Source organism: Shewanella sp. AC91-MNA-CIBAN-0169 (genome assembly GCF_040310165.1).
Lineage (GTDB): Bacteria > Pseudomonadota > Gammaproteobacteria > Enterobacterales > Shewanellaceae > Shewanella.
Genome location: NZ_JBEOPM010000003.1, coordinates 265,151 through 278,277 on the forward strand (window position 1 = coordinate 265,151; position 13,127 = coordinate 278,277).

8 protein-coding genes and 2 tRNA genes are annotated in these 13,127 nt (G+C 43.1%); 8 read left to right on the forward strand and 2 right to left on the reverse strand.

The features are described 5' to 3' along the window. Positions 1-417 precede the first annotated feature (417 nt). The 5 genes from ilvG (at position 418) to AAEY98_RS05290 (ending at position 7,485) form a co-directional block, all read left to right on the forward strand. Positions 418-2,103 carry an acetolactate synthase 2 catalytic subunit gene (gene ilvG, locus AAEY98_RS05270; RefSeq protein WP_351015390.1) on the forward strand — a complete coding sequence of 562 codons (1,686 nt, stop codon included), beginning with the start codon at positions 418-420 and terminating at the stop codon, positions 2,101-2,103. Continuing rightward, complete coding sequence (gene ilvM, locus AAEY98_RS05275) at positions 2,100-2,357, forward strand: acetolactate synthase 2 small subunit (RefSeq protein WP_011635912.1); 258 nt, start codon at positions 2,100-2,102, stop codon at positions 2,355-2,357. Before ilvG ends, ilvM begins: the two co-directional genes overlap by 4 nt. Positions 2,358-2,473: 116 nt before the next feature. Then, the gene (gene ilvD / locus AAEY98_RS05280; protein ID WP_011635913.1) at positions 2,474-4,333 is read left to right on the forward strand and encodes a dihydroxy-acid dehydratase; all 1,860 of its coding nucleotides are present in this window, start codon (positions 2,474-2,476) and stop codon (positions 4,331-4,333) included. A 1-nt stretch (position 4,334) separates the two neighbouring features. Then, positions 4,335-5,906, forward strand: a complete 1,572-nt coding sequence (gene ilvA, locus AAEY98_RS05285; RefSeq protein WP_351015394.1) for a threonine ammonia-lyase, biosynthetic — start codon at positions 4,335-4,337, stop codon at positions 5,904-5,906. Positions 5,907-6,342: 436 nt separating this feature from the next. Further along, positions 6,343-7,485 (forward strand): pyridoxal-phosphate-dependent aminotransferase family protein, encoded by a 1,143-nt coding sequence (locus tag AAEY98_RS05290; RefSeq protein WP_192116349.1) that lies wholly within the window; start codon positions 6,343-6,345, stop codon positions 7,483-7,485. Positions 7,486-7,606: 121 nt separating this feature from the next. Here the strand turns inward: AAEY98_RS05290 and ubiK are convergent, their stop codons facing one another. Next, entirely contained in the window at positions 7,607-7,855 is a 249-nt protein-coding gene (gene ubiK / locus AAEY98_RS05295; RefSeq protein WP_059746313.1) for a ubiquinone biosynthesis accessory factor UbiK, read from the reverse strand. Positions 7,856-7,998: 143 nt separating this feature from the next. Here ubiK and rep point away from each other — a divergent pair, with 143 nt between their 5' ends. Then, positions 7,999-10,011 carry a DNA helicase Rep gene (gene rep / locus AAEY98_RS05300; protein WP_350996798.1) on the forward strand — a complete coding sequence of 671 codons (2,013 nt, stop codon included), beginning with the start codon at positions 7,999-8,001 and terminating at the stop codon, positions 10,009-10,011. Between the two features lie 24 nt (positions 10,012-10,035). Here the strand turns inward: rep and AAEY98_RS05305 are convergent, their stop codons facing one another. Continuing rightward, positions 10,036-12,660: a sensor domain-containing phosphodiesterase gene (locus tag AAEY98_RS05305; protein ID WP_351015398.1), complete on the reverse strand. Its 2,625-nt coding sequence runs from the start codon at positions 12,658-12,660 to the stop codon at positions 10,036-10,038. A gap of 264 nt (positions 12,661-12,924) precedes the next feature. On the opposite strand from AAEY98_RS05305, the gene AAEY98_RS05310 reads away from it, so the two are divergent. Together AAEY98_RS05310 and AAEY98_RS05315 are read left to right on the forward strand one after the other, a co-directional pair. Further along, positions 12,925-13,001 (forward strand) — tRNA-Arg (locus tag AAEY98_RS05310). A 51-nt stretch (positions 13,002-13,052) separates the two neighbouring features. Then, positions 13,053-13,125 (forward strand) — tRNA-His (locus AAEY98_RS05315). The last annotated feature ends 2 nt before the right edge of the window (positions 13,126-13,127 follow it).

Below are 13,127 nucleotides of genomic sequence, written 5' to 3' on the forward strand. Positions count from 1 at the left end.
CGTTGAACTCATGCGTTAAGTTTTTGTTGTTGTTTGCATTGTCTCGGCAGGGAAGCTGAATTTTTTTTATAATGGCAATTTTTTAGTTGTGCTGGATAAATCTTTTATGGTACTTGTTAGTTATACCGTAATGTTATTTGAACATAACCAAACGAATTAATACTAGAAACTTAGGATACAGTCTAAAACATGTTAAACCACACAGCCATTCTCATTCTCGAAATTATTACCGTAGTGATTATTAAGTCACAGCGGGGGTGGCGTTTTGGCAACTAGACTGACCTAAGAGTCAAACAGATTGCAAAAACCCCCGCTCCGAAAGGACCGGGGGTTTTTTAGTTTTAGGCTTAAGTAAAACCAAAGACCCAATATTACACAGTAGAGTAGCAGATACATTGACGAAGTAGAGAGCAACATATGGAAGCAGGACAGAAAATGCGCGGCGCGGATGCAGTAATCAAAGTGCTAGCAGCACATGGTGTGACAACCGTATTTGGTTATCCTGGTGGGGCGATTATGCCAATCTATGATGCCCTTTATGGTGGTCCTGTAGAGCACTTGCTTAGCCGTCATGAACAAGGTGCCGCGTTTGCTGCCGTGGGATATGCCCGTGCTAGTGGTAAAACCGGGGTGTGCTTTGCAACATCAGGCCCAGGGGCCACTAACTTAATCACCTCACTTGCCGACGCTTTACTTGACTCGGTTCCACTAGTTGCCATAACGGGCCAAGTGTCTACTAGTGTTATCGGTACCGATGCATTCCAAGAGATAGATGTATTAGGTATGTCGTTGTCATGCACCAAACACAGTTTTATGGTCACCGACATCAATGAGCTTATTCCCACCTTATATCGCGCTTTTGAAATTGCAGCAGAAGGACGTCCTGGTCCGGTTTTAGTTGATATTCCCAAAGACATTCAACTTGCAGCATTAGAATACAAAACCCCCCTTCAAAGTGTTAATGATGAATTACAGCCTCTGGTGACTGACTTAGATGCGGCAGCGGAATTAATTAAGCATGCTAAGAAGCCTATGTTGTATGTTGGTGGTGGTGTGGGTATGGCTGGCGCAGTTGCGCAGTTGCGTCAGTTTATCGACACCACAGGCATTCCATCAGTGGCAACGTTAAAGGGTTTGGGCAGTATTGCACATGGCTCTAAAGGTTATTTAGGCATGTTGGGTATGCATGGTGGCAAAGGGGCAAACCTTGCTGTGCAAGAATGTGATTTATTGATGGTCGTAGGCGCGCGTTTTGATGACCGCGTTACCGGTCGGCTTGCGAGTTTTGCCAGTAATGCCAAAGTATTGCATTTAGACATCGATGCCGCCGAAATCGGTAAGTTACGTCAAGCTGACGTGGCGATAGCTGCTGAACTTAGCATAGTGTTACCTGCATTAACGGCCGCCGTTACTGGCAAACTGGATATTGCTCAATGGCAAGCCGATGTTGAGGAGTTATCCCGTAAGCACCAATGGAATTACCAACATCCAGGTGATTTAATTTATGCGCCAGCGATGTTACGCCGTTTAGCCAATAAACTACCAGAAGACAGTGTTGTTGCTTGTGATGTCGGCCAGCATCAAATGTGGGTTGCACAGCACATGTGGTTCCGCCGTCCTGAGGATCATTTATCCAGTGCTGGCTTAGGCACTATGGGTTTTGGCTTACCTGCTGCTATTGGTGCCCAAGTTGCCCGACCTGATGCTACTGTGGTCACGGTCTCTGGTGATGGTTCGTTTATGATGAATGTTCAAGAATTGACCACCATTAAGCGTCGTAAATTACCGGTAAAAATCTTACTGATTGATAATCAAAAACTGGGTATGGTTAAGCAATGGCAACAGTTATTTTTTGAAGAGCGTTACAGTGAAACAGATTTATCTGACAATCCTAACTTTGTCCTGATGGCATCGGCGTTTGATATTCCAGGTCGAACGATAACGCGAGCGGATCAAGTCGAACAAGGGTTAGATGATATGTTGAACAGTAGCGGTCCTTTTATGTTACATGTGTCGATTGATGATGCTTTTAATGTATGGCCTCTAGTGCCACCGGGTGCGAGTAATAGTGAAATGATGGATCAAATGGAGAAGCAAACATGATGCATGCATTAGAAATAACCGTTCAACAACGTCCCGAAGTACTGGAACGCGTGCTACGTGTTACTCGCCATCGTGGTTTTAAAGTCACCCAAATGCAGGTTCGCATTAATGAAGACGCCAGTATGGCGGTCGACTTATGGGTTGAGGCCGAACGTGCCATTGAATTGCTCAGCAACCAGTTAGATAAATTAATTGATGTCACGCACTGTAAAGTGCTATCGGCGGCACCATTAAACCAAGTCGCCAACGGCTAAAGTTTACGATTAAATCCAGCACGATTTAGTTAGAGACTATTTATTTAGAGATTATTTTAGTCGTTATAAGGTGAATAAACCGATAACGCGATCCACATTAAACAAGGATATTAGCAATGCCAAAATTACGTTCAGCAACCAGCACCGAAGGCCGCAACATGGCAGGCGCCCGCGCACTATGGCGTGCCACTGGCGTGAAAGAAAATGATTTTGGTAAACCTATCATCGCGATAGCCAATTCGTTCACTCAGTTTGTCCCTGGGCATGTGCATTTAAAGAATATGGGATCATTGGTTGCAGGTGCCATTGAAGAAGCAGGTGGCATTGCCAAAGAATTTAATACCATTGCCGTAGATGACGGTATTGCGATGGGCCATGGCGGCATGCTGTATAGCTTACCGTCGCGCGAGTTAATTGCAGACAGTGTTGAATACATGGTGAATGCGCATTGTGCAGATGCATTAGTGTGTATTTCTAACTGCGACAAAATTACTCCTGGCATGTTAATGGCGGCGCTACGGTTAAATATTCCGGTGGTATTTGTATCCGGTGGACCAATGGAAGCGGGTAAAACCAAGCTATCTGATCAAATTATTAAGCTTGATTTAGTTGATGCCATGATCGCCGGTGCAGACTCTAATGTCAGTGACGAAGACAGTAAGCAAATCGAACGCAGTGCTTGCCCTACTTGTGGCTCATGCTCGGGCATGTTTACTGCTAATTCGATGAACTGTTTAACCGAAGCCTTAGGCTTATCGTTACCGGGTAACGGTTCTATGCTCGCAACTCATGAAGACCGTCGTGAATTATTTTTAGAAGCGGGTCGTCGCGTGATGATGTTGGCTGAACGTTATTACAAGCATGACGATGAAACGGCATTGCCACGTAATATTGCGTCATTTAAATCATTTGAAAATGCCATGGTACTTGATGTTGCCATGGGCGGTTCATCTAATACAGTGTTGCATTTAGTGGCTGCCGCGCAAGAGGCGGAAATTGACTTTACTATGGCCGATATTGATCGCATATCGCGCTTAGTGCCTCATCTATGTAAAGTTGCACCATCAACGCCTAAATATCATATGGAAGATGTTCACCGTGCTGGTGGGGTGATGGGTATTTTAGGCGAGTTAGATAGAGCAGGTTTAATCCATAACGATGTACCGCATGTGGCCGCAGACAATGGCGGCGATTTAAAATCAGTTTTAGCTAAATACGACATTAAACAAACTAACGACCCAGATGTAATCCGCTTTTTTAGTGCCGGCCCTGCTGGTATTCCAACCACTAAAGCATTTAGCCAAAATTGTCGTTGGGACAGTGTTGATGACGACCGTGAAAATGGCTGTATTCGTTCGCGTGAGTTTGCCTTTAGTCAAGAAGGTGGCTTAGCGGTATTGTCAGGTAATGTGGCCGTTGATGGCTGTATTGTCAAAACGGCAGGGGTTGATGAGTCTAATTTAACTTTTGTTGGTAGTGCCCGCGTGTACGAAAGCCAAGATGATGCGGTAGCCGGTATTTTAGGCGGCGAAGTGGTTGAAGGTGATGTGGTTGTTATTCGCTACGAAGGCCCAAAAGGTGGCCCTGGTATGCAAGAAATGCTGTATCCAACAACCTATTTGAAATCGCGTGGTTTAGGCGCTAAATGTGCGTTAATTACCGATGGTCGTTTTTCGGGTGGTACTTCTGGTTTGTCTATTGGCCATGTGTCACCAGAAGCTGCATCAGGTGGCACTATTGCACTGATCGAAAACGGCGATCAAATTGCGATCGATATTCCCAAGCGCAGCATTCAATTAAATGTTAGTGAAGCAGAGCTGACTCAGCGTCGCACTGCGATGGATGCTAAAGGCCCGTTAGGTTGGAAGCCGGTGTCTCGTGAGCGTTATGTGTCATTAGCCCTTAAAGCTTATGCATTACTTGCAACCAGTGCAGATAAAGGTGCGGTACGCGATCGCACTAAGCTGGAGGGGTAATATGTTGGCTTTGGCGTCTCAAACTCAATTAGATTTAGCGCATTATTATTTACAGAAAATTTTGCTATCGTCTGTTTATGATGTGGCTAAAGTGACGCCATTGTCGAGCATGAATAAATTGTCTGCTCGCTTTGGTTGTCAGGTGTATTTAAAGCGTGAAGATATGCAACCTGTGCATTCATTTAAAATACGTGGTGCCTACAACCGTATAGCAGCGTTAACTCAAGATGAGTGTGATAGAGGTGTGGTGTGTGCATCGGCGGGCAATCACGCTCAAGGGGTAGCGATGTCTGCTGCCAGTCGCGGTATTGATGCCGTAATTGTAATGCCTAGTACCACGCCAGATATTAAGATTGATGCTGTGAAACGCTTAGGTGGCAATGTGGTGCTTCATGGGCAGGCGTTTGATCAAGCCAATGACTATGCAAAGAATCTGTCGGTAACAGAAGGGCGTGTTTATATCGCTCCTTTTGATGATGAAGCGGTTATTGCGGGGCAAGGCACTATTGCGCAAGAAATGGTCCAGCAGCAACGCGATATCGAAATCGTGTTTGTGCCCGTTGGCGGTGGTGGCTTAATTGCCGGTATTGCGGCTTATTATAAAGCGGTAATGCCACAAGTGAGGATCATTGGAGTCGAACCCGAAGATGCAGCATGTTTAAAGGCGGCATTAGAAGCCGATGAACCAGTGACACTGGCTCAAGTCGGTTTGTTTGCTGACGGCGTAGCGGTTAAACGCATTGGTACAGAGCCATTTCGCTTAGCGCGTGAATACGTTGATGAAGTGGTTACTGTTACTTCTGATGAAATTTGTGCGGCAGTAAAAGATATTTTTGAAGATACCCGCGCGATAGCTGAACCTGCAGGGGCCTTGTCGATTGCTGGGCTTAAAAAATACATGGCCCAACAAGATGACTCCATTAATGCACCGAAAAAAGTCGCGGCAATATTGAGTGGCGCTAATGTGAATTTTCATAGTTTACGTTATGTGTCTGAACGCTGTGAATTAGCTGAGCAAAAAGAAGCGGTACTAGCGGTAAAAATCCCTGAAAAGCCTGGCAGCTTTTTACGTTTTTGCGAGTTACTCGATAAACGGGTGATGACCGAATTTAACTATCGCTTTAGTAGCCGTGACATTGCGGTGGTATTTGCCGGCATTCGTCTTACCGGTGGCCAAGCAGAGCTAAGCGAAATTATCGCTAAACTTGAGTCTGAAGGCTTTGAAGTTCAAGATTTATCTCAAGATGAAACCGCTAAATTACATGTGCGTTATATGGTCGGTGGTCACCCACTTGAGCCACTAGAAGAGCGCTTGTTTAGTTTTGAATTTCCTGAGCATCCAGGGGCATTGTTGAAGTTTTTAACCACTTTACAGAGTAAATGGAATATCAGTTTATTTCATTACCGCAACCATGGGGCAGCCTTTGGCAGGGTGTTAACTGGGTTTGAAGTTCCGGCTAAAGACGACGTGGCATTTGCACAGTTTTTAACGGAGTTAGGTTTCGTTTATCAAGAAGAAACCCACAGCCCGGCATATCAGTTATTTTTAAATAGCGCTAAAGCAAAATCGTAAGCCATTTTTAACTAACCTGATCTCGGAATAAGAGACCAAGATATGATAATAAAGATCATAAACTTAGACGTTTATCACTATCAAACTTGTCATTTGTTTTACTAACAAGGCGAATAGACGCGTCAATAGCGCGGGTCTATTGCAAGTTAATTCAACACCGTTAGCAAGGCAAAGGGCTGTTTGAGAGGCGTTTGTTATCCCTAGTTCAGGTTAACGACCATTCTGAGGTGATTTAGTGCTTCAATGTGGTATTGTCAGTTTGCCTAAAACGAAAAAATATTCGTAGGTTTGTAGAAACGATTACCAACGACCACTAATAAATTGATGTTAATGTATTTTGCAGCAACTGATTGGTATAGTTTGCTTTATATGTAGGGTAAATTTTTCCAGATTCATACTGAATTATGAATTTCGACCTCATTTTAAGGAGACATTGATGTTACCCGTACCAACAATTCCAGCTTTTATGCCACCGCGCCGAATCTTAATGGGTCCAGGCCCATCTGATGTGTATCCTGAAGTGCTTGCGGCACAATCAAGGCCGACTATTGGCCACCTTGACCCATTATTTGTTGGCATGATGGATGAGCTAAAAAGCTTAATTCAATATGCTTTTCAAACTAAAAACGAAATGACCTTAGCTGTATCTGCCCCAGGCAGTGCTGGCATGGAAACCTGTTTTGTCAATTTAGTTGAACCAGGTGAAAAGGTAATCGTGTGTCGTAATGGGGTGTTTGGTGAGCGCATGCGCCAAAACGTTGAGCGTGTTGGCGGTGTTGCAGTTGTGGTCGACAATGAATGGGGCGAACCCGTATGCCCAGATAAAGTTGAAGCTGCACTTGTCGCGCATCCTGATGCCAAATTTTTAGCCTTTGTACATGCAGAAACCTCGACGGGTGCGCTGTCGGATGCCAAAACATTGTGCACCTTGGCGCAATTACATGACTGTATCAGTATTGTTGATGCGGTGACCTCATTGGGTGGCGTTGAATTGCTGGTGGATGAGTGGGGCATTGATGCCATTTATTCAGGCAGCCAAAAGTGCTTATCTTGTGTGCCCGGTTTATCTCCGGTGTCATTTTCGCCTAAAGCCGTTGCTAAACTAAAAGCTCGTACCACCCAGGTGCAGAGTTGGTTTTTAGATCAAACCTTAGTGATGGGTTATTGGGGCAACGGCGCTGGTGCTAAGCGCAGCTATCATCATACTGCACCCGTTAATGCATTATATTCCCTCCATGAGTCTTTACGTTTGTTAGCCAATGAAGGGCTCGAAAATGCCTGGGCAAGACACCGTAAAATGCATCAGTTATTACGCGATGGATTAACCAAGCTTGGATTGAAATTTGTGGTTGAAGAAGCGTCTCGTTTACCGCAACTTAATACCGTTTATATTCCAGATGGTGTTGATGATGCTGCAGTGCGTAAGTATTTATTGGAAGAATATAATTTAGAAATTGGTGCAGGCTTAGGTGCTTTAGCGGGTAAAGCATGGCGCATCGGCTTAATGGGCTATGGTGCCCGTCGCGAAAACGTCGCTCTTTGCTTGTATGCATTAGCAGAGTCTCTTAACCAGAACTGAGGTTAACAAGCTTAGTGGGTGTAAAAAAATGACGCTAAATAGCGTCATTTTTTATGTCTGTAAATGAGTTAAAACGATTACAGAGTCAGTAATATCAATCGTTATTCCGAATTTAGGTTAGTTACTCGGCAAACTTTTTTTCTAACTCATTCACTTGCGCTTGTAATGCTTCAAGCTTCTCGCGGGTTTTAAGCAACACATGTTGCTGAACCTCAAACTCTTCGCGCGATACCACGTCCAGTTTCATCAATTGGTTTTGTAATATCTGCTTGCTGCGTTCTTCAAACTCACCGGCAAATTGCTTAACACCGCTGGGTAAGTTATCGCTAAGTTGTTTCGCGAGCTCTTCTATTTTCTTTGGATTAATCATGATGATTCCCTACTGAGACATTGATTTAATTGTAACCGAGGTAAGCGCTTTTCCAAACACTAAGTGTGATTTTTCGTTAACCGTCATCAGTTGATTCTGCTATGATCCGCCTTCGTTTAAGGCTAAGCAAGGTGTAATGATTAATGAAACTCAATCCAGGGCAAAATGAAGCCGTACATTATGTATCGGGTCCATGCTTAGTGCTCGCTGGCGCGGGGAGTGGTAAAACACGTGTAATCATTAATAAAATTGCTTACTTAGTTGAAAAGTGTGGCTATAAAGCCCGTAATATTGCCGCAGTAACCTTTACCAACAAAGCCGCCCGTGAAATGAAAGAACGTGTTGCTCAGTCGATGGGGCGCAAAGAAGCGCGCGGATTATGGATTTCTACTTTTCACACCTTAGGGCTCGAAATCATTAAGCGCGAGCATAAAGTGCTTGGGCTTAAAGCGGGTTTTTCATTGTTTGATGACCAAGACACTTTCGCGTTATTAAAAGAACTGACCGAAGATGAGTTAGATGATGATAAAGACCTGATCAAATCTTTGGCATCAGCGATATCGAATTGGAAAGGGGGATTAGTGATCCCTCAGCAAGCAAAAAGTATGGCAAAAGATGAGCAAAGCCAATTATTTGCCATGTTATATGCCAGGTATGCTCAGCATATGAAATCTTACAATGCGCTCGATTTTGATGACCTAATCTTAATTCCAACCTTATTATTGCGGATGAATGAAGAAGTCCGCACCCGTTGGCAGACTAAAATTCAATATTTGCTGGTGGATGAGTATCAAGATACCAATACCAGCCAATATGAGTTAGTTAAATTACTGGTGGGCGAGCGAGCACGTTTTACGGTGGTAGGTGATGATGATCAGTCTATTTATTCTTGGCGTGGTGCAAAGCCACAGAACCTGGTGTTATTAGGGACTGACTTCCCAAAACTTAAACTCATAAAGTTAGAGCAAAACTATCGTTCAAGCCAACGTATTCTTCGGGCAGCCAATATTTTGATTGCTAACAACCCTCATGTGTACGACAAAGCGTTATTCAGTGAGTTAGCTTACGGTGAGCCCTTAAGAGTATTAATTGCCGCTAACGAAGAGCAGGAAGCTGAACGAGTGGTTGCCGAGATCATTCGGCATAAGTTTGTTGGGCGGACTAAGTTCGGTGATTACGCCATTTTATACCGAGGTAATCATCAGTCTCGTTTACTCGAACGATCGCTTATGACCAACCGTATTCCTTATAAGCTTAGTGGTGGTACTTCATTTTTTTCTCGTGCAGAAATTAAAGATATCATGGGATATTTACGTTTAGTGGTGAACCCTGACGATGACAATGCTTTTTTACGGGTGGTTAACTTACCTAAGCGTGGTATCGGCCCTGCGTCGCTGGAGCGTTTAGGTAATTTTGCCAATCAAAAGCATATATCATTATTTGAAGCTATTTTTGATGTTGAACTCAACCATCACTTAGCACCAGCTGCGGTTAACTCCTTGTATCAATTTGGTAAATTTATTGTTGATACTGGTGAAGTTGCCACGCGGGGTGAGCCTGTTGAAGCGATTAAACAGCTTATACGTAAAATAAATTACGAAGATTACTTATACGAAACGAGTACCAGCGCTAAAGCAGCTGAAATGAGGATGAAGAATATTTCGGAATTATACCGCTGGGTTACCGAAATGCTCGAAGGTGATGAGTTAGATGAACCGATGACGCTACCAGAAGTGGTTACTCGATTAACCCTGCGCGACATGATGGAACGCAACAGTGAGGATGAAGGTGGCGATCAAGTTCAGTTAATGACGTTACATGCCTCTAAAGGACTGGAATATCCTTTTGTATTTATGGTGGGCGTTGAAGAGCGCATTTTGCCGCATCAGTCGAGTATTGACGAAGATAATGTCGATGAAGAACGCCGTCTTGCGTATGTGGGTATTACCCGTGCACAACGTGAATTGTGGTTTGTAATATGCCGTGAACGTCGCCAATTTGGTGAAACAATGCGATGTGAGCCGAGCCGTTTTTTACTTGAGTTACCGCAAGATGACTTAATTTGGGAAAACCGTAAGCCTGTTCAAACAGAAGAGCAGCGTGTCGAAACCAGTAAAAGTCACATCGCCAACATACGCGATATGTTTAAAAAATAGTGCTAATTGGGTTGGACTTATTGATTAGGCACAGGCCTTATGTGGCTTTTTTTTTTCGTTAAAAAGTTTACTGATCGCTCGTCCTTGACCACGCACATAACCCAGTTCTAAAAACTGCCTTACTTGTTGTTGTGTGTCTACTGTGGTGGCGTACATATCGAAATTAAGTGTTTGTGCCGTCAGTTGGTAAGCTTTGACTAATTGTAACTGTTTGTCATTGAGTAAATGCTTACTGATGTCATCATCTAACTTTAATGCCTTAATCGGTAAAAAGCTCAGGCAACTGAGTGAACTGTAACCTGTGCCATAGCCATCGATCCCGATTTGCACGCCTAGTTGCGAGATTAGCTCGAAACCATTGATGTGGTTTTCGGTGTCTTGCACTAGTGCTTTTTCGTTAAAGAATAATATTAATTTCTCAAGATTGATGTTGCTACTTTTAATCGTTTGCTTGAGATTGCGTAATACGAATTTATTTTTGATGTGCTGGCTGCTAATGGATAGATGTAAGTATACTGACGGTCCATATTTTTGTTTAAGAAATTGATACTGTTCACTTAAGTGAGAAAAAATATAACCGTCGATATTAAGTGTGAGCTGGTATTGTGCGGCAAGACTTTTCATTTTGCCATGTTCAATTATGCCTTGTTTGGGATGGTGCCACTCAACGTGAGGTTCAATAGCAATGATTTCACCATTAGTAAAATCGACCACTTCAACGTAGTTAATTTCAAATTCTTGTTTGTCTAGGGCGTTTTTAAAATCAATTTCCAATTCATGTTGTAGCTTAGATTGTGCGCTGAGCTTGTCGTCAAAAATAACATAACAACCTTTACCATTGGCTTTAGCCTGATACATAGCAGCGTCAGCATCACGAAGTAGTGACTCGCTGGTGACTAATTTATTACGTCCACTAAATGCAATTCCGATACTGGCACCTGAGATGAACTCTTGTTTGGCGAGCTGATAGGGCATCGACAACGCTTGTAAAATACGATCACTGACCTCGATAGCATCTTCCGTGGCATTAATAGAATCCAGCAAAATAACAAATTCATCACCGCCCATTCTTGCTAGAGTGTCATTTTCACGTACACATGACTTGATACGTTGTGCGGTTTCAATTAAAAAGCGATCGCCTTCGAGATGACCAAAAGAATCATTGATCACTTTAAAGCGGTCGAGATCGATAAATAATAATGCAAACTGATCCAATCCATGCCGGCGCAAGTGTTTTAATGCTTGTGATAATCGTTCCATTAAATAGCTGCGATTGGGTAATCCTGTCAGTCCATCATGCTGAGCATCGTATAAGAGTTGATCTTCAATCTTTCGGCGCTGATTAATTTCTTGTTGAAGATTGCTGTTCAGTTCAGCGAGTGCTCGAGTGCGTTTAACGACTTTATCTTCTAACTGCTCATGGCTATTTTTCAGTGACTCAGCTGCCAATTTACGTTCAATAGCATTGGCCATATGCTGAGACACAAACGTCAGCAACTCTAAATCTTTCAATTGATAAATATGAGCGTCACCCAAGCTATAAATCGTTAATGCGCCAGCGACATCGCCATTAATGATCAGCGGAATGCCTATCCATTGATGCATTCTATCGGTTTTGTTTAATTCTGGTGATTTTGCGTAAATCTCACCATTAGCAACCATGTCAGCGATATCTTTAGATGATAATAACCGCGGTAATTTATGTTCTAGGATGTATTCTGTTAGCCCATCCTGCATAGGACGAGAGGCTGGATATTCGGTTGTCATTTGCGAAACATAGAAAGGAAACGACAACATATTGTTATCGTTTATCAATGAGATAAAACAGTTATCAGCCGGTATTAATTGACTCATAATAGTGTGAAGTCGTAAATAAAAGTCTTGTTGGAGTACATTTGATGCAGATAAATCGGCAATTTCGAATAAGGCTTTTTGCAATTTTTCGGCTTTAACTCGTTCCGTTATCTCTTTTTTGACTTTTTCATAAGCTTGGCTGAGTTCTTTGGTGCGTTCAACAATGGCTTGTTCTAGTTGTTCATGATGCTCAAGCCGTTCCATTACCCCAGAAATATGATGGCAAATGAAACCCATTAATTCTAATTCAAGTTCACCGTAGGTATTGGCTTCGTTATAGCTTTGTACAACAAGTACACCACTGACGACATCTTGGTTCTTGATGGGTACGCCAAGCCATTGATGACTTGGAGAGCCAAGGCTTTTAATATCGCCACTGGCGATCAATTCATTAAACTTATTATCGTCGCATAACAAAGGTGTGCCATTACGGAGCACATAACCTGTTAAACCACTATTAAGTAATGCTGATATTTCCTGGTCTGGGTAGAGTTCCGTTGGGTGAGAATCTTGTTGGTCGGCAAAAAAAGGTAAACTTGTCAGTCCGGTTTTTTGGTCTTGAGATGCAATAAAAAAGTTTTCTGCAGGGATAAGTTGCTGCAGATGTAAGTGTACTCGTTGATAAAAATCATCAAGTGAAGTGACCTGGGTCGCAATATTAGAAATACCCAGTAAAGCGTTCTGAATAGTCTCAGAACGTTTATATTTTTTAGCCAAACGCTTTAAGCGAGCGATCCTTTTTTGCAGATGCTCGACTCGTGGAGAGGCTATTGAGTGACTTATTGCAGTATCCATACCCTTGTTGACCGTTATCCTATTAATTATGTGAACAAATTATTGTTGAACAATCATTATAATTACCATAAATACAAATGTGATCCAAGCTAAATTAATGTCAGTATAAAGTTAATAACTCTCGTAAATGAGTGCGAATAAGTAAGAAGTGAGCAAATAGTTAGCGCAAATGAGTCAAAAGTTAATCAGTCAGTTAAAAAAAGCAAATCAGGGCTAGACGTGACGGTGTTTTATCCCTAATATATGCGTCGCTAACCAAGGCGAGCGCCCATAGCTCAGCTGGATAGAGCGTACCCCTCCGGAGGGTAAGGCCGAAGGTTCGAATCCTTCTGGGCGCACCATTCGGCATGTACTGTTTCTGTCGTATTGGTTAGTAGAATTGAAAGTCAGTGGTGATTGTAGCTCAGTTGGTAGAGTCCCGGATTGTGATTCCGGTTGTCGTGGGTTCGAGCCCCATCAGTCACCCC